We start from the raw sequence: 22,789 nt of genomic DNA on the forward strand, positions 1-22,789 counted from the left end.
CCTCATAGATTGCGCGCACGCGTGCCGTCAGATCGCGTGCGAATGAATGAGCGGGTAGACAACAAGACCGAACAGGGCCGCCGCCGCGACGATGACCGGCTCCTGTAACTTCCTGAAGCGCCACAGCAGCAGGACCGTCACAAGCACAAGCACGACGGTAGGCAAGTCGACGATGGAGCGCCGCGCGATCACGATCACCGAGCCGGTAATGGCGCCCACGGCCGCGGCCGTGATGCCGTCGACAAATGCCTTGACGGCGGGCAACTTGCCGTACTTCTTGAAGTACGGTGCCGGCAGCACCGTGAACAGATAGCAGGGCAGGAAGGTACCGAGTGCGGCGATGCAAGCGCCCGAAAGTCCCGCGACCAGATAGCCGATGAAGCCCACCGTGATCACGACCGGCCCCGGCGTGATCATCGCGACGGCCACCGCATCGACGAACTGCTTGTCGTTGAGCCAGTGGTGTTCGGTCACGACGCCGCCGTAGAGGAACGGCACGATCGCAAGTCCCGAACCGAACACGAACGCGCCCGCCTTGGTGAAGAAAAGGCCGATCTGGCCGAGCAGAGGCAGATCAAGACCACTCAGGACGCCACTCAGGCCCGGCGCCTGCGTCACGGCGAGCGCATTCAGTCCGCCCTTGCTGAGCCATTTCGGCGGAGCGCGCCAGAACCAGTTGAGCAGGCCACCTGCGATAAACAGCCACGCGATTTCGGATTCGGTGACAACGGTCACGGCCGCAAGCGTCAGGTAGATCGCCCACAGGAGCCTGTCCCTGCCGATGGTCTTCGTAGTCAGTTTGTACGCGCTCATCGCGATGATTCCGACCACCGCGGCGCCCACGCCATAGAAAACGGCCTGCATCCAGGAGAGGCCACCGAATTGGGCGTAGGCCCAGCCCAGCGCGACGACCATCAGGAACGAAGGCAGAACGAAGGCGAGACCGGCCAGCGTCGCACCGATGACGCGGTAGTGGACGTAGCCGAGGTAAATGCCAAGCTGTGCGGCGAGCGGACCCGGCATCATTTGAGCCAGCGCCAGCCCCTCCTTGTAGTCCGCTTCGCTGATCCAGCCCCGGCGCTCGACCAGGTCGCGGTGCATGTAGCCGACCAGCGCCACCGGACCGCCAAAACCGAAGGTGCCGAGGCGCAGCATGTAAAGGATCAGCTGGCCGAGCGTGTAGCCCGGCGCGGTCGCCGTCGTGGTGTTCATGAACGGCCCCCTGGGTTGCCGTTTTTTGTGTTCGTCGCAAAGTGCGCGTACAGCGATTCAAGCACGCGACCCATCTCGTCGAGCAATCGATCATCGTCCGACGCGCGTTGACGTGCGCCGCTCATCACCGCCTCGAAACCGATCGCTTCGGGCACCGGTGCGCCGCCGACATCGAGTGCGTGCACCATTTCGCCGAGCCGCAGCAGCGCCGCGTCTTCGTCGAGACCGAAGCTTGCGATCAGCACCTCGAACGTCACGCGCTCGCCGACGTGCGTAAAGGCGGCGCCGTCGAAGTCGAAGCCAAGCGCGTCTGCCGGACAGGCGTCCGGCGAAGCCAGCCAGAGGAAGCGCGCTTGCGGATCGATGAAGCGGCGGATCAGCCAGGCGCTCGCGACCCGATCGACCCATAGCCGTTGCCGGGTTGCCCACGTCCGGGCCTGATACTCGTCGCGCCGTAGAGGCCGGATGGCCCGCTCGGCCGCATGCGGCTCCCCCGGCGACAGGACGGTATCGGCAAGCGCCAGAAAATCTTCCCAGGCAACCTCTGCGTCGGTCGACGCGGCACCCGGAAAGTAGTCAATCGTCCGGATCGCTTCATAGTCCTTGCGCAGCCGGCGTAGCAGCCGGGTGATCTCTGCTGGCGGCAGGCCTCCCAACGTTTTCCGTGCAGCGCCCAGCGACGCGACGAAGGTCGCGTAGTCGTCGTTTCGATCGAACAGCGCACGAAAGTCCGCTTCCTGCGACGCGTCCAGACTTTGCGCCCGCAGCAGATGCGCGGTGCCGCCAGCTTCGTCGATGCTGCCAGCGAGTTCGCGCAGCATGTCCTCACGCTCCGCGGTATGCGGCAACAGGTAAATGCCGTCGCGCAGTACCGCGCATCCCTTAGCTTTCAATGCCCGCCACGCCCGCATGCGCGCGGTGGCGTTTTCGGTGGGAAACGTCAGGACGAGGACCGACCAGGTGGTTAAGCTATTCATGTAAAGTAAACTACATTCATGTAGTCTATTTTACAAATTATTTTTGATTTTCGCTTGGGTGCGACCTATGGTTGGTGGCAGACCCTGGACAAGGCGGATAGCCGAACCCGTCCTACCGCGCTGCACTCCTCGTGGCTTGTGCCGCTGATCGCAGCCGGGGTAACGCTCAACAGTCAACTCGTCACAAATTACTCAATCCCGGCCAACGACCCGCGCCTGCGCGAAGGCCACATCGGATTGCAATGCCATACGGGCAATGTGCAGTTTCGGAACGTCATGATTCGTTCTCTGCCCGACCAGGTCTTAGGGCTTCGATGCGGCGCCATGCTGAATGCGGGATTTGTAGCGGCTCGCTATCGTGCCACCGCCGCAGGCGTACAACCAATGCCACCGAAAAAGGCAAACAAGATCAAGAAACCCCAACGCCGTAGGCAAAAAAACCACCCCCATAGACACTCAAAAATTATGCCGAACTCCAACGATCACAGAGAGTTGCCTATCTGTATCGGAGTTCACGATATTCGGAATCTGCGCGAGGTTCTCCGCCTGCCCTGTCGACGGATTAATCCCCAGCCCCGCACCCGACGATTTCTGCCCGATGGCCACCGCATAAACAGCCGTCCGCTTGGACAAACTATAAACCGCCCCAAGGTTGACCTGATGTACCCGCGTCGAGGCGCTTCCACTCGGCCTGGCATCATTGAAAATATAAGCAAGCCCCAGCTGCAAATCAGGCGCAAGCATATAGGTCGTGTTCAACTCAGCAATGTCGAACGAAATATCCGCGCCGGCAGGCCTCGCAGCAGTAGCGAAATACTGACTTTGCGACAACCGCGTATGCGTATAACTCACTGCGACATTCGCCTTGCCGAAGGCATACGACCCCCCTGCCCCAAAGATCCTCACCTTGCTGGCATTCTGCAACAGGCAATACGACGCATTGGCATTAGTGCAACTGAAGTCTCCGATATACCCGGCCGTGCCGCCCAAAGCCGCCTGCAACGGCTGGTTCAACTCCAGATAACCCGCGCTCAGCGACAACGGCCCTTGCGCGTAATTCGCCGCCAGCGCCCAGCCCTTGTTCTGCGAGAAATTGCCCGCCACGCCACCAAGGCTGAACAACCCGCCAACCGTCAAACCACCGAAGCTCGGGCTCAGGTACTTGATCGAGTTGTTGAAATTGAACGCTTCGTTGAGATTGTCGACGTCGCCGAAATGCGAGCCGTACAGCGTCGCCCAGTTATTGCTCGACGCATACGCACCCATGTAATCGGAGAACGGATCGTATTGACGGCCGAACGTCAGCGCGCCATACGCGCCGTTGTTCAATCCGACCCACGCGTTGCGGTTGAACAGCGTATTCGATTGCAACATCGCGCCGTTGCCGATCAGAAAACTGTTCTCCAACGTGAAGTTGACCGTGGTGCCGCCGCCGATGTCCTCGGCCCCCGTCAGGCCCCAACGCGATGGCACCAGGTTGCCGCCCGCCAACTGGTAGTTCGCGTGGCCGTTGGTGCGCCCGTCGGCGAGCGTCGTCTGCTGGTTGGTCGTGTAGACGACGCCGGCGTCGATCGTGCCAAAGAGCGTCACCGAAGATTGCGCGTGCGCGCCCATCGCGAGGCCGCACGCGGCCAGCGCAAGCGCCGAGCGCTTGACGAATGTGTGTGCCATAGTTTTATCGAGAAGTGAGGGTGTTCAAAGAAGAAGAACAACAGCGCCTAGCCGCCGCTCGAGGATGAACGGCAGCCATTGCTGCTTAACGAAACGGCGGAACCGGAAAAAACAGCGGAAGCGGCAAACAGCGGAAACGTCGCGCCCTTAGCGCAGCGCACGCCGTTCGATCACTGGCCGAAGCGCGCGTAGATATCCGGCCGCGTCCGGCGCAGAATGAGACCGATCACGACGCCGATCAGCGCCACCGCGAATACGATCCATGGGAAAGACTTGACGATCGGGCTATCGGAGCCGCTGAGCGCATCGAGATTGCGCACCAGAATCACACCGATATACAGCAGGCCGATGCCGCCCACCAGCGGCGCGATAAACGAGTGCCATACGCGTGTGTCCTTGCGAGTCTTGCGGAAGAACGCGATCACCGAAAAACTCGTCACCGCTTGCAGCATCACGATGCCGATCGTGCCGAGCGCCGAACTCCAGCTGAACACGATGTTGAACGCATCGCTGCCCGCTGCGATAAAGAGCCCCAGCAACACGCACACCGACAGCGTTTGCAGATAGCTCGCGACATACGGCGACCGATACCTGGCATGCACCCGGTTGAGCGCTTGCGGCAGAATGCCTTCGAGGCTCAATGCGTGGATATAGCGCACCAGCGTGTTATGGAACGACAACAGGCTCGCGAAGATACTGCTGAGCAACAGGAAGCTCATCACGGTCGTCACCGCACCGCCCAGGTATTTGTCAGACTGGATGAACCAGAAGTCACCCGGCTGTTTGGTCGCCACCGCGACCACATCGGCGAGACCGTATGCGCAGACAATCGTCCACGTGACGAAGGCGAAGAACACGAGGATCAACATCACCGACACGTAAGTCGCGCGCGGCACCGTCACTTTCGGATCGCGGCATTCCTTGCCGTAGATCGCGGTCGCTTCGAAACCGATAAACGACGCGAAGGCGAACATCACCGCAATGCCGAGGTGGCCGCTGAACACATGCTGCGGCGTGATCGGCGCCAGCGTGAGCCCGTTCGGGCCGCCGCCATGCACGACGATCGCAATGGCAAGCAGCAACAGAATGCCCAGTTCGAGACACATCAGAATGCCGAGCAGGCGGCTATTCAGATCGATACCGCGGATGCCGGTGAATTGCACCACCGCCACACAGATCAGTGAATAGCCGTACCACGGCAGCGAACTATGCAACAACGGCGACAGGATGACCGTACAGAAGAACCCAAAAAGGCCATACAGCGCGATCTGGATAAACGTATACGACATCAACGCGACCAGTGCGCCGGCCATGCCCAACGGCCGTCCGAGTCCCGCGGTAATGTACGCGTAGAACGCGCCGGCGCGCACCACATGCCGGCTCATCGACGCGAAGCCCACGCTGAAAATCAGCAGGATCACGCCGGCAATCACAAACGCACCCGGAATGCCCGCGCCATTGCCCAGACTGATCGCCGGCGGCACTGCGCCGAGCATGCCCGTGAGGGGCGCGGCCGCGGAGATCACGAGGAACACGATCTGCCATAGGCCCAGCGTATTGCCTTTCAGTTCCACGGGATTCTCCGCGTCCACCTGACGGGTCGGAGAGTAGGGTTCATTCATCGCTGCCTCTATGTTTGTTGGCTAGTCCGGAACTCGCCTCAACCCTTGAACCGCTGGCCCAGGCGCTCGCTTTACCGACGTTCGATGGTTCGGTGTGAGCGCATGGTAGGTAGCTAAAAAATAAACGGACTTCGCCAACTACGCCAAATTTTCGATAATTCGCGCCAATGCCGGCGATAGTTCCGAGGGCCGCGGTTCGCAGTGAATGCTTAGGAACCGGAAGTTTTTTGTGCGGATAGATGAGTGTTACGCCGTGCTTTCAGATTGAAAGCGGATGCTGCGCCGCCGCGTCTATTGTTTTTTCCAGTTGCGCGTGGCGCGCCACAACACCGTCGCGTCTGCATAACCTACGGCGCGTGCAATCGCGGCATTAGTCAACCCTTCGCGTTCGAGCAGGCCTTCGACACTACGCTGCCGCTCTTCACGCACGATCTGCCGCACGGAAGTCCCGTCTTGTGCGAGATGCCGTTGCAACGAGCGATGCGAGAGACCGAGATCTTTCGCGATGTCGGCGACGATCAGCTTTTCATGCGCGAGCCGCCGCGTCACCAGATCGCGTACCTGTTCGACGATGCTGTGCGGCACCGCATCGCGCGAGATCAGATCGGTGGCGTGGCGTTCCATCATGCGCGCCATCTGCGTATCGGCGCTTTTAAGCGATGCGTCGAGATCTTGCGGACGCAGGATCACGCCATTGAAAGGCTGCTGAAAGCGCACCGGCACGCGAAAATTGCGTGCGTACGGTTTGAGATCCGCGGGCGCGGCATGTTCGAAATGCACTTCGACCGGATTCCACGCGGCGCCGCGCACGACCCGGATCATGTGGCACATCGTCGACAGGCTGTACTCGGCGTCCTGGCGGCGCGGCCAGATTTGCGGATCGGCGATCTGATAGGTCCATATCGGCCATTCGTCGTCGCGCAGCAACTCGCAGGTCGTCGTGTTTTGCCACGATTCCAATGCAGCCGTGAACTTGCGCATCGCCGCGTTCAAGGTCGGCGAAGATAGAAACACCAGGCCCGCCGGCCCCAGTTCGGTTACTTGCAATTCGCTGCCCAGCCGCAAGCCGAGCGACGGCTCGCCGAGCACCTCAGCCGCGCGCTCGAAAGCCGCCACGTAGCGCGTGAGCGGCAGCATCTCATACGGATTGGACAGGAGCCGCCGGCTCATGCCGAACGCCGCGAGCAGCGCATCGCAATCGGCGCCCGATGCATCGAGCGCGCGCACAACCGGCCCCATCACCGCGGCGCGAATCATCGGGAAAGTGCCGTTGAGCGTGACTTTTTTCATCCTGAGTGTCTCCTCTTCCGTCTTACCGGGGTCTTCCCTTCTGGCGCACTTTATCGCTCATTTGGCGCGATGAGCAAGCGCGAAAATATTATTGGGTTCCTACGATTTGCCATCGACTCAGCGTTTGCCGCTCGCCATCCATCCGCGCGATCACGCTGTCCGGTCCAGCACACTCCTCACGGGAATCCTATGCATACGAATGCCACAAAAGCCGCTCACGCCCCCGTTCATCCGCTCGATCCGCTGAGTCCGGACGAAATGCAGCTCGCCTGCGACCTCGTGAAAGCCGCCGGGAAACTCGACGCGCATGCGCGTTTTCCGGTCGTCGAATTACGCGAGCCGCCGAAGGCCGAAGTGGTCGCGTTCAAAGCAGGCGAATACTTTTCCCGCACGGCCTTTGTGCTGGCAATCGATCGCACGAACGGCGCGACCATTGAATTTCTCGTCGACCTCGGCGAAAAGAAAGTCGCCTCGCGCAAGGTGTTGCCATTCGATCAGGCACCCTACGGCCAGCCGCCGGTGATGATCGACGACTTCATGAACGCCGAGCAGATCGTCAAGAACGACGACGCGTGGCGTGTCGCGGTGATGAAGCGCGGCCTGACCGAGAAAGATCTCGAGCGCGTGCAGGTCGATCCGTTTTCCGCCGGGTGCTTCGACCGCGAGAACGAAAACGGGCGGCGTCTCGTGCGTTGCGTGAGCTATTACCGCGAGAGCGTGACCGATAACGGCTACGCGCATCCGATCGAGGGCGTGGTCGCGGTGGTCGATCTACTTGAGAAGAGAGTCATCGAACTGGTGGACGACGGCCGCATCATTCCGATTCCGCGCGCGAAGCACAACTACGACACGCCGAGCCTCGGCGAGCCGCGCGACACGCTCAAGCCGCTGTCGATCAGCCAGCCCGAAGGCCCGAGCTTCAAGATCGACGGCTGGAACGTGAGCTGGCAGAACTGGACCTTCCGCGTCGGCTTCACACCGCGCGAGGGACTGGTGTTGCATCAGCTCTCATGGGACGACGGCAGGAGCGCGCGGCCTATCATCTACCGCGCGAGCGTCACCGAGATGTGCGTGCCCTACTCCGATCCGAGTACGAACCACTACTGGAAGAGCGCCTTCGACGCGGGCGAATACGGCCTCGGCAAACTGGCGAATCAACTCGAACTCGGCTGCGACTGCCTCGGCACGATTCGCTATTTCGACATTCCGTCCGCCGATGATTTCGGCAACGCGTTCCTGATGAAGAACGCCGTGTGCATGCATGAAGAAGACTACGGCACGCTGTGGAAGCACTACGAATTCCGCACCGGCGTATTCGAAATGCGCCGCTCGCGACGCCTCGTGATTTCGTTCTTCGCCACGGTCGGCAACTACGACTACGGTTTTTACTGGTACTTGTACCAGGACGGCACGATTCAACTCGAATGCAAGCTGACCGGCATCGTGCAAACGTCGGCCGTGGCCGACGGCGACACGTATCCTTGGGGCGGCATGATCACCGGGAACCTCGGCGGCCCGACTCACCAGCACTTCTTCAACGCGCGGCTGCACATGATGGTGGACGGCGAGCGCAACGCCGTGACCGAACACGACTTCGTCCCACGTCCGATGGGCGAGACCAATCCGTACGGCAATGTTTTCGACACCACCAGGCGCGTCTTCAAGACCGAGAGCGAAGCCGCGCGCCTCGCGAACGGCAGCACGGGACGTTACTGGAAGGTGATCAACCCGAACGTGAAGAACGCCGTCGGCGCGAACCCGGGCTACAAGCTGATTGTCAACGACTCGCCGCTGATGCTTGCCGACGAACGTTCGAAAGTGCGCCAACGCGGCGGCTTTGCGACCCGCCACGTGTGGGTCACCCCGTTCGATCCGGCCGAGCGCTATGCGAGCGGCGACTATCCGAACCAGCATTCCGGCGGCGACGGCTTGCCGCGCTATATCGAGGCGAACCGCAACATCGAGAATGAAGATCTGGTGTTGTGGCACAGCTTCGGCCACACGCACGTGTGCAAGCCCGAGGACTTCCCGGTGATGCCGGTCGAGTATGCCGGCTTCATGCTCAAGCCGAACAACTTCTTCTGCGCCAACCCCACGATGGACTTACCGTCCGAACGCGATCAGAACAGCGTCGAAGACGGCAAGCCCGCGGATCATGGCTGCTGCAAGCGCTGACCCGATGACGCACGGCACGCGGCACAGCACCGGCATCGCCGGCGAGCGGCATGGTGCCTACCTCACCGGGACCGCATGTGCGCTCCTTGCGAGCGGCGCAGCCGCGCTGGTGACGCGTGCCGGCCTCGGCCAGCATGCGAGCGTGCTGTGGATGAGTGCGCTGACGCTGGCAACGATGATGATCGTGCCGACGCTGATGGCGCGTTCATCCGTTCGTCGCTCTTCGTTGCCGACTGCCGCGACGCTAATCGTAACGATGAGCACAATGAGCGTCGTTCCGCCGTACCTGACTGGGTCAGAGCATGGTGGCGCGCTTGCTGCGCTAATCATAGCGACGGGCATCACGCTGTTGTTTTACTGGCTACGTCTTATAGGCCGAGCCAACGAGCCACTGAACGATTCGAAGCGAACCGAGGAAGAATCGCCGAAGGCGCTTCACGCGACGGGCACGGCGGCGTTACTCGCATTACTTGCGGGCGTTTCGAGCGGCAGTCTGGCGCGCTTTCAGCTTTACGCGATTTGCGGCGCGGGAGGTGCTCAATCGATCTGGCAGGGAATGCTTTCGGTGATTGCCGTATGCGTGCTGGCGTTCGCCGCCGATCGGTCTGGTCAACACAGAATGCTGACGGCGTTATACGTGATACGTGCAACGCTAATAGGAACGCTAGCCGCCACAGACACACCCACGCTGGCCCCGTTCGCAGCGAAGATCTTTCTGGTTCTCGACTGCCTGACGATACCAGCGCTAACGAACGTGGGCGGCAAATCGAGCAGCGTGTTCAGCGCGGGCTGCCCCGGCGCAGCACACCACATAGGAATGGTGCTGGGTGCAGCGCTATCGACGACACCCTACTTTTTCGGCGACGGATTCATTGCGCTATACGCGCTGAGCGCGGTGGTGAACATGCTATGCGCGGCGACGTTGACAAAGAAAGGGCACAGCAAAAAACCGCTCCAACAGCACCGAAACCTGGACCACCGCCAGGCAGACCGTTCCACGGAGCACGGAGTGCGAAGGGGGAAGAATGACTGCCTTGTCACTGACGCGGAGTGCGCGAGGGCACAGATTCCACTCGCACCACTACCGCAACTGCGCGAGGGCCCCGCTTAAGAGCTAGCGGTTTGAGCCGCTTTCTTTTGCCTACTTTTCTTTGCGGCAGGCAAAGAAAAGTAGGTGCTCCCCCGCACAGGGGGAACGCTAATAAACCAATAACAAAGCAAGGAAAGGCCACCACCGCGGGCAAACAGAAGACAAGACCCAAAGCAATTGACGAACAGCACCTCCAACCCAACCCTAATGGAGACGAAGCGAAATGAACAACCAGGTCAGAACAGAAAATCTTCACACAAAAATGTTCATCAACGGCGAACCCACAACAAGCGCCGCAGGCAAAACCTTCCCAATCTTCAACCCAGCCACATCAGAAGAACTAGCCCAAATCCCAGACGCCACAGCGGAAGACATAGACCACGCGGTAAGAACATCAAAACAGGCCTTCGAATCCGACACATGGCGCAGAACGCCGCCCTCCACCCGCGAGCGGTTGCTACTAACCCTGGCCGACCTCGTAGAAAAGCACACAGACGAACTAGCCACGCTAGAAACCCTAAACCAGGGCAAGCTACTAGCCTTCTCAAAGATGCTGGAAGTAGCAGGCAGCGTGCAATGGCTGCGCTACATGGCCGGCTGGGCCACCAAAATCGAGGGCACGACGCTCGACCTCTCGATCGCCTTCCCGCCGGGCACCCGCTACAACGCTTCGACTAAACGCGTGCCGGCAGGCGTAGTGGCCGCCATCGTGCCATGGAATTTCCCGCTCCTCATGGCGGTATGGAAAATCGCGCCAGCACTCGCTTGTGGCTGCACTGTCGTGCTGAAACCTGCTGAAGAAACGCCTTTGACTGCGATTCGTCTTGCCGAACTGGCTGATGAAGCAGGCTTCCCACCGGGCGTATTCAACGTCGTGACCGGCCGGGGTGAAACGGCTGGCGCGGCACTGGTCAAGCATCCTTTGGTGAACAAAGTGACCTTCACCGGTTCGACCGAAGTCGGCCGCATCATCGGCCGCCAATGCGCTGACGATCTGAAACGCGCGTCGCTGGAATTGGGCGGCAAGAGCCCCGTTATCGTGCTCGACGATTGCGATCCGCGCAAAGCGATTGAAGGCGCCGCTGGGGCGATCTTCTTCAATCATGGGCAGGTTTGTACGGCGGGTTCGCGCTTGTATGTCGCGCGGTCGATCTATGACGATGTGGTGCAAGGTATCGCCGCTGTGGCGGATGGAATTGCTTTAGGCTCGGGATTCGATGCCGCGGCGCAGATGGGGCCGATGGTTTCTTCGCGGCATCGGGATAAGGTTGTGGGCATGATTGCGCAAGGCAAGGATGAAGGGGGCGAGGTTTTGTCTCGTGCTTCCGCTGCTGTTGATCGCGATGGGTTCTTTGTTCGGCCCACTGTGATTGCTAATCGGGCGTGTAAGCCGCTTTCTGTCGTTAAGGAAGAGGTCTTTGGACCCGTGCTTGTGGCTATGCCTTATGACGATCTTGAGGAGGTTTTAGCTCAGGCGAATGATTCTGAATATGGGCTTGGGGCCAGTGTCTGGACTAATCAGCTCGATAAGGCCCTGAGGTTGGTCGATGGGATCGAGGCCGGGACGGTTTGGGTCAATACCCATAATATGGTTGATCCGGCCATGCCGTTTGGAGGGTTTAAGGCGTCCGGGATCGGACGCGAACATGGGAGGGCTATTGTGGATGCTTATACTGAATGTAAGTCGGTTTGTATTGCTTATTGATCTGGTATTTTTGCCTTCGCGGCGCTTTATGTCTGTGTGCCTACGGCGTTGGCTTTTTCTCTTCTTATTGGTTTATTAGCGTTCCCCCTGTGCGGGGGAGCACCTACTTTTCTTTGCCGCCGCAAAGAAAAGTAGGCAAAAGAAAGCGGCTCACACCGCTAGTTCTTAAGCGGGTCCCCTGGCTTGGAGGAGGTAGTGGAGCATCTGGAATCTGTGTCCTTGCACATTCCGCGCTGGTGACAAGGCCGTCATCCTTCCGGCGGCGCTACGCGCGCCGCAGCGGTACTTCCCAATACCGATTGCGCGTGTGCGCCTCTGGGATCATTCTTCCCGCCTTCCCCTACGTGCTCCGCGGATCGGTCTGCCTGGAGAGCCAGTGGGTATTGAGCGTTCAACCATTCAGGCATGCCGGGCGGGACTTTCTTATCGCCCGTTTTTTTACAGGCTCGCCAGTCTTTCGTCCAGCAGTGCCGCGACTCGTCGGACGTTCGGCTCTACGATCATGTCTCCATGGCCGCCCGAGACGTCCGCTACCACCAGGCCGCCGCGCGCGATCCTTCGCCATAGCGGCATAGGGTCGCCTCGCTCCCGCTCGGCTATCGCCGCGCGTAGATAAACGATCGGACCGGCATCGTATGGACGCGGGCGGTAGGTCGTCATCGCGGCACCCATCGTCTCGCGGATACGCCGCAATGTCGGTGGCAACGTCGCCGTGAATGGGTCGGGACGGCGCATGCTGCGCCCCGTTCGGCGGCGCATGATGTCTGTTACACCCATCAGTTTGGCGGCCAGATAGCCCGGCAGCTGAGGGGCCGGTACCTCGCGCAGCTTGCGCCACTGGCCGCCAGCCAGGCGCCAGTGGTGCCGCACTCGCACGCTCAGCGGCAAAAAATCTTCGTGCACGTAGGTGTCGAGCAAACACAGCAACTCAATTCGCTCGCCCGCGCGCCGCAGTTGCTGCGCAATCTCGAATGCCACCAGGCCGCCGAATGAGAAGCCCGCTACCGCGTAAGGGCCGCCCGGCTGCACGCGGCGCATCTGTTCGACGTAGCTGGCCGCCATGTCCTCGACGCGTCGATGGGCCGGCTGCTCGCCGTCCAGGCCGCGTGCCTGCAAGCCATACACCGGACGCTGACTGCGCAGCGCATTCACCAGCGTCAAACACTCCATCACCGAACCACTTACGCTGTGCGCGAGAAAGATCGGTGTGCCCTCGCCGGCGCGCACCTGCACGAGAATCGGCGATGCGGCGGGTTGCTGCACACTGGCGTCGATGGCAGCAGCAAGGCGCGCGATCGTCGGCGCGATCATCAATGTCGCCAGCGGTATCACACGGCCCGTCGTCTGGCGGATCTCCGCGAACATCCGCGCGGCAAGCAGCGAGTGGCCGCCCAGGTCGAAGAAGTTGTCGTCGCGGTCGATCGGCGCGAAGTCGAATAGTCGCTCCCAATGCGCCTGCAAATGCCTTTCCAGCAATTCACGCGTCTCGCCCGGCGGCGGAATCTCGCGTGTAGCAAGGTTCAGTGCAGGATGATTGCGGATCGCGTCGAGGCAGGCCGGGTTGCGCAGCGCGGCGGCGTTGCCGGCCGGTAAGCCGTTGACCGCATGGCGAGCCGCCGCTTCGGACGGCTTGCCGTTGTGCGTGACCGGCAATGCGTCCACGGCAATGATGCGGTCCGGCACATGCGCGGGCGATGCGCGCCGCGCGAGCTCGCGTCGCACCCGCGCGGCCAGTGCGCCGTTCAGCACGCAGCCGTCGCGCAACACCAGTAACAACACCACGCGCGGCTCAATGGTCGCAGTGGCGGAGTCGCCTGCCGGCGCGACGCGCGCGTGCTGCTGTACCACCATCGCCTCGCGAATCTCGGGGACGTCGTTCAGTACGCGGTAAATCTCGCCCGGGCCGACGTTGATGCCGCGCACATTCAACAAGCCATCCGAGCGGCCGTGCAGGCGCACGGAGCCTTCCCGCAAAAACTCGACAAAGTCGCCGTGAGTCCAGACGCCCGGGTTGTCGGTGAAATAGGCAGCGTGAAAGCGCGTGCCGTCGTCGCCGAAGAAACCGAGCGGACGCGACGGAAACGGATTCGTGCAGACCAGTTGGCCGGCGCCGTCCGTGCGCTTGCCCCGCTCCCATGCCTGAATGTTCAGCCCGAGACTCTTGCATTGCGCTTCGCCCGCGTAGACCGGCAGGTTCGGGTTGCCCAGCACAAAGCAACCGAGAATGTCGGTGCCGCCGGAGATCGATTGCAACGGCAGCGGCTTGACGTGATCGCGCACCCACGCGAATTGCGCGTCGTACAGCACCGCGCCGGTCGACATCATCGCCCGCAATGCGTCCAGATCGAACTGCTGGCCTGGCACGAGTCCGGCCTCCTCGCTCATTTTCAGGTACGCGGGGCTGGTGCCGAACACGGTGACACGCTCGCCGGCCGCGAGGCGCCAAAGCGTGTCGACCGTCGAAATCGGACCGTCGTATGTGACGATCTCGACGCCCGACGCCAGCGCCGACAATTGCCAGTTCCACATCATCCACGCGCAACTGGTGTGGAAGAACAGCCGGTCGCCTGGCCGCAGGTCGCTGTGCAAGCGGTGTTCCTTCAGATGTTCGAGCAACACGCCGCCGGCGCCGTGCACGATGCATTTCGGCTTGCCCGTGGTACCCGACGAAAACATGATGAAAAGCGGCTGGTTGAACGGAAATTGCCGCCAGACGAAGCGGGCTGCGTCGCCGCTCGCGATCAGTTCATCCACCGCATACACGGCCGGCTCGACGGTGCCCGGCAAGCTGCCGCCATCGAGCGCGACAATGCCTTGTAGCGACGGCAACGCAGCGGCCAGCGCGGCGACGTTCGTCTGCACCGGCGTACCGGTGTCGAACGGTTGCGCGGCGGTGTGCGCGAACAGGAGTCGTGGTTCGAGCGGCGCGAAACGGTCAAGCATGGTCTCGACGCTCATTTCCGGCGCAACGGTCGATAGCGTAGCGCCCAGCGCGGTGACGGCCAGCGCCGTCACGATCGCGGCGGCGTCGTTGCGCATCACGGCGATCACCCGGTCGCCCTCGCCCAATCCCAACGCCGACAACGCATCGGCCAGACGCGCAACGCGTTCGCGCAGTTCGCCGCGGTTCAGGCGCAGCTTGCGGCCATCCGCGTGACAGGCCGTGAGCGCCGGTGCTTGCGCCGGCGCGACCGCGAGGCTCAGCAGCGCGTCCGCATAATTCAGGCGCACCTGCGGGAAGAAACGCGCATGCTCGCACGCATCGCCCACGCAGGCAGGCTCGGTGCTGCCCGACCAGTCCACGCCTTGCGACCACTGCAACAGGAATGACCAGAAGGTCCGGTAGTCCCGCACCGAGAAATCGTGCAGCGCCTCATAGTTTGCGAAGATGTGGCCGGTATGAGCCTCGAGCGCGCGCGTGAACGCCGTCATTTGCGATGCCGCGGCACGATCCGGCCGGATGCCGTAGATGGGTAGGCGCGGTGCGGCGCTGGAACAAGCATCGAGCAAATCCGATCGATCCATTAAAAGCTCCCCGTTTTGCGCGGGCGAGTGCCATCCCGACCGGGACCCGCCGCACAAATTTCGTTTCGTCGAGAAAAATCCAACCGGACGCCCCCCGCCCGGCGCTACCTGGGTAAGCGGTCTCGTTGAGTCTGTCGCCTAATACCTGAGGCTAGTAGTTGACCTTCTTTAACTCTGTGCGACATCGTACAAACGGCACGCGGCGGCGTTCCGCGACTTGTGCGAGGCCACAACGAATTTGCACGACGCCGATGCGGCGCCAGCGCGGCGAGCACGTAGAATAGCCAGCGGTCTTCCGCCATCGCGCAATCGAGTCGAGACAGCCTTGAAACGTAAAATGCCCGCGCTGAACGCGCTCAAAGCCTTCGAAGTCGCTGGCCGCACAGGCAGCTTCACGCGCGCGGCCGAGTTGCTGAACGTCACGCAAAGCGCCGTCAGCCGGCAGGTCCGGCAACTGGAGGCGCAGCTCGGCGAGACGCTATTGCTGCGCCACCATCACCACCTGGAACTGTCCGCCGCCGGGCGCGTGCTGTTGCAGGCCTTGCAGCAATCGTTCGACCGGATCGAACTGACGGTGCGCAGCCTGCAGGAAAAGACCCACCGCAATCGATTGCGCATCAACGCGCCGCCTACTTTTACGAGCCGCTGGCTGATGCCGCGGCTGGGGCGTCTGCGTGACGCGTATCCGCATCTGGAATTGAGCCTGTCGACCCGTGTCGACGACAATCTGGCCGAGTCGGGCGTGCTCGACTGCGCGATCCGTTTCGGCAATGGCGAGTGGGAAGGTTTCGACAACCGTCTGCTGATGAACGAGCGGCACATCGCGGTTTGCGCGCCCGCGTTGCTGGCGCGCCAGGCCGGCCGCGCGGCGATCGATCTGAATCAGTTCACGCTGTTGCACGTGCTCGCGAGCGCCGACCAGCGCTACCTGACGTGGCAGCATTGGCTGAAGGCCGCCGGCATCGAAAATGTCGACACACGTGGCGGCTACGAATTCGACCTGCTCGATCACGCGATTCGCGCCGCGACCGACGGGCTCGGCGTGACGATCGCCGATCGTCACATGATCGCGCGCGAACTGGCGGAGGGGCAGCTGGTACAGGTGCTGAACGTGCATGTCGACGGGCATCAGTCGTACTGGCTCGTCACGCGCGCCGGACAGGACGAACTGCCGCACGTCGCGCTGTTTCGCGACTGGTTGCAGCAGGAGATCTGGCTCAGCGAGCGGGCACTCGATTCGTCGGCGTCAGCGCAGCTGGGCGACGCGCTTTGAGTTGGGTGATGTGCGTCGATGTGCGTTGACTTGAGGCCGCATCGCTTTGCGCGTCTTCGAGAATCATCGCGGCGCCCTTCTCGGCCACCATCATCGTCGGCGCGTTGATGTTGCCGGACGTGATGTTCGGAAAGATCGACGCATCGACCACGCGCAGCCCGGCGATGCCATGCACCCGCAAGCGCGCATCGACCACCGACGTGCGCGGATCGTCGCCCATCGCGCACGAGCCGCACAGGTGATAGATCGAGCCCGACTGCTCGCGGAAGTATTGCAGGAAGCCTTCGCGGGTATTCACCTGCGGCCCCGGCGAGATTTCCTCCACCGTGATCGCCTTCAACGCCGGCGCGCTCATCACCTTGCGCACCAGTTCGCAACCCTGGATCACTTCGTCGAGGTCTTTTTCGGTGGTCAGCGCGTTGATGCGGATTCTCGCGGCGTCTTCCGCGCGATTCGACGCGATCTCGATCGAGCCGCGGCTGGTCGGCCGGCATGGATTGAACGCCAGCAGAAAGCCCGAATACGGCTCGGGTTCGAGACTCGCCTTGTTGCTCTTCGGAATCCGGTACGACAGCGGATTGAAGTACAACTGCAAATTCGGCTGCGTCTCGCGCTCGTTGCCTTTGAAGAAACCGCCGGACTGGTTCACGCTCATCGCCAGCGGTCCCTTGCGTGTCAGCAGATACTGCAAACCGAGCTTGAGCTTGCCGAGCAACGGACGCATCTCGTCGTTCAGCGTCTTCATGTTGGCGCGATAGTAGAAGCTCACGCACAAGTGGTCTTGCAGATTCTGGCCGACGGCGGGCAGTTCCTTGACCAGCGTAACGCGATGCTTCGCCAGCAAGGCGCTGTCGCCGACGCCCGAGAGTTGCAGCAGCTTCGGCGTATCCACGGCGCCCGCCGACAGGATCACCTCGCGATTGGCCATGAACTGCCGCGTGGCGCCATTCTGCGTGACGCTCACGCCGATCGCCCGCTGGTTGCCGTCGAACAGCACGCGGCTTGCCAGTACTTCGCGCTCGACGGTCAGGTTCTTGCGCGTGAGTACCGGATGCAGATACTCGAAGCTGCTCGACGAACGCTGCCCGTTGCGCGTATTCACGTCGTAAATGCCCGCGCCTTCGAACTGCGCACCGTTGAAGTCGTCGCTGCGCCTGTAGCCGGCCTGGTCACAGCCTTTGAGGAACACGTGGCAGATCGGATGCACCGCATCTTTCATCGGCGAGATGCGAATCGGGCCGTCAGCGCCGTGATAGTCGGTATGACCGAGCGGATGCGATTCGAGCTTGCGGAAATACGGCAGCACGTCGCGAAACGTCCAACCCTGATTGCCCGCCGCGGCCCAGTCGTCGAAATCGTGCGGCTGGCCGCGCACATAGATCATCGCGTTGATCGAGCCCGAACCGCCCTGCACCTTGCCGCGCGGGCAATAGATCGGCCGGTTGTCGAGTTCCTTTTCGGGCTCGCTGTAGTACATCCAGTTATAGGTTTCGTTGTAGTACGTCTTGGTGAAACCGACCGGAATCTTGAACCAGAAGGAACTGTCCTTGCCGCCTGCTTCGAGCAGCAGCACCGAATATTGGCCCGACGCCGACAGGCGATTGGCGAGAATGCAGCCCGCCGAACCCGCGCCGACGATGATGTAATCGTAGTTCATGCTTTATGTCGCCAGACGGCGCTCAATCCAGTGAATGCGTACAAAAGGTTGAACCCGGGTTCAACCCCTGGCCGGCGCGAGGTCTTTCACGTCGGCCGGAAGCGCTGCCATCTGCAGATGCAGACGCTCGCCGGTGTACGGCGTGTGTTGCCTGACCACTTCCATGTTCAACTCCACGCCTAAGCCCGGTTCCTGCGAGGCAATGATGTAGCCGTCTTCCCATTGAATCGGCTTCTTCAATATCGCCGCATGGAAACCGTCCCACGTACCGATGCTTTCCTGAATCAGGAAGTTCGGCGTGCAGGTCGCCAGCTGAATACTGGCCGCCGCGCCGATCGGCCCGTTGTACAGATGCGGCGCGATCTGCGCGTAATACACCTCGGCGAGCGTCGCCACTTTCTTCGCTTCGAGCAAACCGCCCACGCGCGCCACGTTCAATTGCAAAATCGACGCCGCGCCCGCTTCGAGCAGCTTGAAGAATTCGTACTTGGTGGTGAGGCGTTCGCCAGCGGCGATCGGAATGCTGGTGTGCTGCGCGACTTGCGCCATCGCGCCTTGCTGGCCCGGCGGCACCGGCTCTTCGAACCACAGTGGATCGTATTTTTCGAGGCGCCTGGCAAGCCTGATCGCGGATGACGGCACCATCTGCCCATGCGTGCCGAACAGCAGATCGGCCTTGCTGCCGACCGCTTCACGCACCTTGCGGCAGAAGGTTTCGCAGCGGTCGAGCACTTCCATCGACAGTTGATGACCCGAATACGCCGTGTACGGCCCGGCCGGATCGAACTTGACCGCCGTGAAGCCACGCTTCACGTTCTCGGCCGCGCATTCGGCGGCGAGGTCGGGATCGTCGTAGTCGTATTCGCCGCAGCTGTTCTTCGGATAGAGATAGGTGTACGAGCGCAGACGCTGGTTCACCATCCCGCCGAGCAGTTCATAGACCGGTTTGTTCGCGGCCTTGCCGATGATGTCCCAGCACGCCATTTCCAGCCCGCTGACCACGCCCATCATCGTCAGATCGGGACGTTGCGTGAAGCCGCTCGAATACGCTTCGCGCCAGAGCCGCTCGATATGGTGCGGATCCTTATCGAGCAGATAGCGGCCGAATACATCGTCGATGATGTGGGTCATCGCGTTCGGATGGAACGTCGCCGAGTAGATTTCGCCGACGCCTTCAATACCGCAGTCGGTCTTCAGTTTGACGAAAATCCAGTACATGCCGCCGAGATGCGGCGGCGGTACGGCAACGATATGCGTTTCGAGTGAGACGACTTTCATTTACACACCCTCCTTTCCTGTGTCGATCGGAGTTAGCGCGTTAGCGCTTACTCCGAACCCATGCAACGCTGTCGATCGGAGTTAGCGCTTTAGCGCTTACTCCGATCCCATGCAACGCTGTCGATCGGAGTTAGCGCTTTAGCGCTTACTCCGAACCCATGCATGTTTCTCAGCGCAAGGCCGGCGAAGCCGCCAAGCGCCGCCATTGCGGCCACATAGCCGAAGTAAAGCTGGTAACCGAAGACGCCCGGGAAGTTCTGCGTCAGATAGCCGTTGATCAGCGGCAGGAACACGTCCGGCGAATAACCGAGCACGGAGATCAGGCCGATCGCGAGGCCCATCGTTTCAACGGGGACGTGGCAGCGATCCAGCAGCGACCAGTACAGGCCGCGAATCGCGTAAGTCAGAATGCCGATGAACAGCACGAGGAACACCAGCAGCACGTGGCTGGCAATACGCGGCGCCGCCATCAGGCCGAGCAGCGACAACGCCGCGAGAAAGAGCGCAATCACCAGCACCGACACCTTCGAATAACGGTCGCCGAGAAAGCCCCCGCCGATGCCGCCGATCGGCCGCATCCACAGCTTGAGCGTGGTGATCGTGCCGGCCATCACCACCGTCAAACCGATCTCGCCTTCATGCAGATACGCGGAGAAACTGTAGGTCGCCCAGAACACCTGATAGCCGCAGAACACGATTGCGGCGACGAGCCATAACTCGGGAATCGTCGCGAGCGTTTTCAGATCGACCAGCACGTTGCCGCGCTTGCGCGCGGCGCGATGGGTCGCGGCGTCTTCGGCGCCTTGCGGGTCTTTGATCAGCGCGAGCACCACACCGAGCGCGATGCAAAGAAACGCGTACATGTAGACGACCAGCTTGAAACCGGCCGCAACCGGCTCGCCTTTGGTCTGCGTGAACCACGCGAACAGCGTGATCGCGACGGTCGCGAGCATCGCTTCGATCAGGCCTCGCCCGCCGTCGAGCAAACCGAAGAAGCGACCCTGCTCATGCGTGCCGGCGATCATCGTCACGCGCTTGATGACGGCGGCCCAGAACGTCAATCCGGTCGACAGACCCCAGCCGCCGAAGATCGCCATCAGCACCTGGAACGACGGCGCGGTCGAATACCACAAGCCCAGCACGCCGGTCGCGATCAGCGAAAAGCAGATCAACAGGCGCGGCGCGATGCGATCGGCGAGCCAGCCGCTCGGCAGATAACTCAGCAGAAAAATCGTGCCAAGCGACGAATACAGATAGCCAAGCTGACTATCGGTGATGTGAAACACCTCGAGCATCGTCGGCTGATAGACCTGCCGCAGATACAGAATCGGGTAAATAGCACCGGCTGCCAGCACCAGCAACATGAGCTGCAGGTAGCGTTGCGCCTTGCTGTTTTGCAGTGCGGCTTCGTGCTCGCTTAAAGCGAGCGACGCAGTGGTTCGAACGGGTTGAGATGACACTTGAGCGCTCCTGAGAGACACAGCGCCGGTCTACCGGTTTGCCGGATCTCCAATATGGTTTTGTTATGGGTTTAGCTTGCTTGCTGCGTTTCTGCGGGTTTCAGGAAAAGCGCGTGCCGTTGATTGCGATCCCGGCACGCGACAGTTCATCAGTACTTCATCACCACGAGACGGGTCTGCGTGAACTCGAGCATGCCGTGCTTGCCGTCGTCGCCGCCGAGGCCCGAACGCTTCCAGCCCGCGTGGAAACCTTGATACGGATCGGCCGGCGTGCGGTTCACATACAGTTCGCCCGCTTCGATGCCGTTGGCGATCTTCATGGCGCTGCGATAGTTCTCGGTATAGAGCACCGACGACAAACCGAATTGATGGTCGTTGGCCATCTCCAGCGCTTCGTCGAGCGTGCGGTATTTGACGACCGGCATGATCGGACCGAAGGTTTCTTCCTGGATGATTTCCATGTCCTGCCGGCAGTTCGACAGCAAGGTAGGCGAATAGAAGAAGCCCTTGCCTTGCGGCAGCTTGCCGCCGGTTTCGAGCGTGGCGCCCGCGGCGAGCGCACGCTCGACCATCGCGTGAATCGACTGGCGCGACGCTTCGTTGACGAGCGGGCCCATCAGCGAGGGTTGCTCGCTGCGGTCGCCGATCTCCACCGCGCTCATGTGTTTCTTCAGCAGCGCGACGAAGCGGTCATGCACGCTTTCCTGAACGTAGACGCGCTCGATCGCCGTGCAAAGCTGGCCGCAATGGGTGGTTTTGGAGACGACCAGATCGCGCGCGGCTTTTTCCAGATCGGCATCCGCCTCGATGATCGCCGGCGTCTTGCCGCCCAATTCCAGCGACGGCCTGGCGATGTTCGCCTTGCAGTATTCGAGCACCTTGCGGCCCGCGCCGACACTGCCTGTCAGTGTGATCATGCCGACCTTCGGATGCGTGCAGAGCGCTTCGGCGGTTGCGTGATTCATCGCGAGAATGTTGACCACGCCTGCGGGCAGGCCTGCGCGTTCAACCGCGCGGGCGATCTCGAACGCGGAGGTCGGCGTGTTGTTGCTCGGGCGGACTACCACCGTATTGCCGGCGATCAGCGCGGGCGCCACCTTGCGCATGAACGTATAGACCGGATAGTTGAACGGAATCAGGCACGCGACCACGCCGATCGGCTCGCGGTGCAGCACGAGGTTTTCGTCGGGCGTATCGCTCGGAATCACTTCGCCTTCGATACGGCGCGCCCATTCGGCGTGATAGCGCGTGATCTGGCCGGCGTAGATCGCTTCGTTGGTGGCGTCGGCAACGCTCTTGCCCGACTCCAGCGCCAGTGCCGCGCCGATGGCGGGCGCGCATTCGGTCAATGCATCGGCGAGCTTGTGCAGATAGACCGCGCGCCCGGCCGAGGGCAGCTTGCGCCACGCTTTTTGCGCGGCTGCTGCGGCGTCGGCCGCGGCGATCACTTCGGCCTTCGAAGCGCCCGTGACGTGGGCAATCACGGCTTCGGTCGCCGGATTGTAGACAGCGATGAGCGCGTCGCTAGCGGATTCGGTGCCAGGTTCAATAAACCGGCCGTTAGCAAAATTGCGATCGAGTCGCATGGTCGTCTCCTGAAAGGCGTGGTGCAAAAGCGCATTACCTCCGGCTATGAGCTTCATGCCGATGGCGCATGGAGCGAATTTTTCTCCTCGGCACAGCGCGCCACAAGCGAATAATTTGCGGGACAAACATTCGAAAAAATCACGTTTATCCAGGGATGAGCCTCATACGCGTTTCCCATCCCGAATAGCAGAATCCGGGCTTTGCCAAAAAGCAGCGGGCTTCCGGGCCTTTCGAACCCGATCGAAAAATCCTGGCCTGCTCATTACC

At 61.5% G+C, this 22,789-nt stretch carries 14 protein-coding genes; 4 read left to right on the forward strand and 10 right to left on the reverse strand.

Translation table 11 applies throughout. The features are described 5' to 3' along the window. Window positions 1-27: 27 nt before the first annotated feature. From AC3WOG_RS11120 to AC3WOG_RS11140, 5 genes are all read right to left on the reverse strand, one after another. Window positions 28-1,212 (reverse strand): chromate transporter, encoded by a 1,185-nt coding sequence (locus AC3WOG_RS11120; protein WP_492578043.1) that lies wholly within the window; start codon window positions 1,210-1,212, stop codon window positions 28-30. Continuing rightward, on the reverse strand, window positions 1,209-2,189 hold the full coding sequence (locus tag AC3WOG_RS11125) for a chromate resistance protein ChrB domain-containing protein (RefSeq protein WP_492578045.1): 981 nt from the start codon (window positions 2,187-2,189) through the stop codon (window positions 1,209-1,211). The genes AC3WOG_RS11120 and AC3WOG_RS11125 overlap by 4 nt, the downstream gene beginning before the upstream one ends. 456 nt (window positions 2,190-2,645) lie before the next feature. Further along, window positions 2,646-3,860 carry a porin gene (locus AC3WOG_RS11130; RefSeq protein ID WP_492578046.1) on the reverse strand — a complete coding sequence of 405 codons (1,215 nt, stop codon included), beginning with the start codon at window positions 3,858-3,860 and terminating at the stop codon, window positions 2,646-2,648. A 170-nt stretch (window positions 3,861-4,030) separates the two neighbouring features. Further along, the gene (locus AC3WOG_RS11135) at window positions 4,031-5,482 is read right to left on the reverse strand and encodes an APC family permease (RefSeq protein WP_492578047.1); all 1,452 of its coding nucleotides are present in this window, start codon (window positions 5,480-5,482) and stop codon (window positions 4,031-4,033) included. Between the two features lie 291 nt (window positions 5,483-5,773). Continuing rightward, complete coding sequence (locus AC3WOG_RS11140; RefSeq protein WP_492578048.1) at window positions 5,774-6,772, reverse strand: AraC family transcriptional regulator; 999 nt, start codon at window positions 6,770-6,772, stop codon at window positions 5,774-5,776. Between the two features lie 189 nt (window positions 6,773-6,961). On the opposite strand from AC3WOG_RS11140, the gene AC3WOG_RS11145 reads away from it, so the two are divergent. The 3 genes from AC3WOG_RS11145 to styD all read left to right on the forward strand — a co-directional run bounded on the left by AC3WOG_RS11145 (window position 6,962) and on the right by styD (window position 11,742). Further along, the gene (locus AC3WOG_RS11145; RefSeq protein ID WP_492578049.1) at window positions 6,962-8,947 is read left to right on the forward strand and encodes a primary-amine oxidase; all 1,986 of its coding nucleotides are present in this window, start codon (window positions 6,962-6,964) and stop codon (window positions 8,945-8,947) included. Next, window positions 8,928-10,058: a hypothetical protein gene (locus AC3WOG_RS11150; RefSeq protein ID WP_492578050.1), complete on the forward strand. Its 1,131-nt coding sequence runs from the start codon at window positions 8,928-8,930 to the stop codon at window positions 10,056-10,058. Before AC3WOG_RS11145 ends, AC3WOG_RS11150 begins: the two co-directional genes overlap by 20 nt. A gap of 202 nt (window positions 10,059-10,260) precedes the next feature. Then, complete coding sequence (styD, locus tag AC3WOG_RS11155; protein ID WP_492578051.1) at window positions 10,261-11,742, forward strand: phenylacetaldehyde dehydrogenase StyD; 1,482 nt, start codon at window positions 10,261-10,263, stop codon at window positions 11,740-11,742. Between the two features lie 438 nt (window positions 11,743-12,180). Here the strand turns inward: styD and AC3WOG_RS11160 are convergent, their stop codons facing one another. Continuing rightward, window positions 12,181-15,267: an acetoacetate--CoA ligase gene (locus tag AC3WOG_RS11160; RefSeq protein WP_492578052.1), complete on the reverse strand. Its 3,087-nt coding sequence runs from the start codon at window positions 15,265-15,267 to the stop codon at window positions 12,181-12,183. A gap of 337 nt (window positions 15,268-15,604) precedes the next feature. Between AC3WOG_RS11160 and AC3WOG_RS11165 the strand changes: the two genes are divergently transcribed. Beyond that, window positions 15,605-16,540: a LysR substrate-binding domain-containing protein gene (locus tag AC3WOG_RS11165; RefSeq protein WP_492579778.1), complete on the forward strand. Its 936-nt coding sequence runs from the start codon at window positions 15,605-15,607 to the stop codon at window positions 16,538-16,540. On the opposite strand, the gene AC3WOG_RS11170 is transcribed toward AC3WOG_RS11165, so the two are convergent. From AC3WOG_RS11170 to aldA, 4 genes are all read right to left on the reverse strand, one after another. After that, window positions 16,485-18,197 (reverse strand): GMC family oxidoreductase, encoded by a 1,713-nt coding sequence (locus AC3WOG_RS11170; RefSeq protein WP_492578053.1) that lies wholly within the window; start codon window positions 18,195-18,197, stop codon window positions 16,485-16,487. The two genes, AC3WOG_RS11165 and AC3WOG_RS11170, sit on opposite strands and share 56 nt — an antisense overlap. A gap of 60 nt (window positions 18,198-18,257) precedes the next feature. Further along, window positions 18,258-19,475: a mandelate racemase/muconate lactonizing enzyme family protein gene (locus AC3WOG_RS11175; protein ID WP_492578054.1), complete on the reverse strand. Its 1,218-nt coding sequence runs from the start codon at window positions 19,473-19,475 to the stop codon at window positions 18,258-18,260. A gap of 89 nt (window positions 19,476-19,564) precedes the next feature. Then, complete coding sequence (locus AC3WOG_RS11180) at window positions 19,565-20,935, reverse strand: MFS transporter (protein WP_492578055.1); 1,371 nt, start codon at window positions 20,933-20,935, stop codon at window positions 19,565-19,567. A 149-nt stretch (window positions 20,936-21,084) separates the two neighbouring features. Then, window positions 21,085-22,521, reverse strand: a complete 1,437-nt coding sequence (gene aldA / locus AC3WOG_RS11185) for an aldehyde dehydrogenase (protein ID WP_492578056.1) — start codon at window positions 22,519-22,521, stop codon at window positions 21,085-21,087. Window positions 22,522-22,789: the final 268 nt, after the last annotated feature.

This window comes from Paraburkholderia sp. FW306-02-B, from assembly GCF_058782725.1.

Bases quoted from the DNA above. Each gene is read 5' to 3' on its own strand.
- AC3WOG_RS11120 (WP_492578043.1), bottom strand. From the start codon at position 1,212: ATGAACACCACGACGGCGACCGCGCCGGGCTACACGCTCGGCCAGCTG.
- AC3WOG_RS11125 (WP_492578045.1), bottom strand. From the start codon at position 2,189: ATGAATAGCTTAACCACCTGGTCGGTCCTCGTCCTGACGTTTCCCACC.
- AC3WOG_RS11130 (WP_492578046.1), bottom strand. From the start codon at position 3,860: ATGGCACACACATTCGTCAAGCGCTCGGCGCTTGCGCTGGCCGCGTGC.
- AC3WOG_RS11135 (WP_492578047.1), bottom strand. From the start codon at position 5,482: ATGAATGAACCCTACTCTCCGACCCGTCAGGTGGACGCGGAGAATCCC.
- AC3WOG_RS11140 (WP_492578048.1), bottom strand. From the start codon at position 6,772: ATGAAAAAAGTCACGCTCAACGGCACTTTCCCGATGATTCGCGCCGCG.
- AC3WOG_RS11145 (WP_492578049.1), top strand. From the start codon at position 6,962: ATGCATACGAATGCCACAAAAGCCGCTCACGCCCCCGTTCATCCGCTC.
- AC3WOG_RS11150 (WP_492578050.1), top strand. From the start codon at position 8,928: ATGGCTGCTGCAAGCGCTGACCCGATGACGCACGGCACGCGGCACAGC.
- styD (WP_492578051.1), top strand. From the start codon at position 10,261: ATGAACAACCAGGTCAGAACAGAAAATCTTCACACAAAAATGTTCATC.
- AC3WOG_RS11160 (WP_492578052.1), bottom strand. From the start codon at position 15,267: ATGGATCGATCGGATTTGCTCGATGCTTGTTCCAGCGCCGCACCGCGC.
- AC3WOG_RS11165 (WP_492579778.1), top strand. From the start codon at position 15,605: ATGCCCGCGCTGAACGCGCTCAAAGCCTTCGAAGTCGCTGGCCGCACA.
- AC3WOG_RS11170 (WP_492578053.1), bottom strand. From the start codon at position 18,197: ATGAACTACGATTACATCATCGTCGGCGCGGGTTCGGCGGGCTGCATT.
- AC3WOG_RS11175 (WP_492578054.1), bottom strand. From the start codon at position 19,475: ATGAAAGTCGTCTCACTCGAAACGCATATCGTTGCCGTACCGCCGCCG.
- aldA (WP_492578056.1), bottom strand. From the start codon at position 22,521: ATGCGACTCGATCGCAATTTTGCTAACGGCCGGTTTATTGAACCTGGC.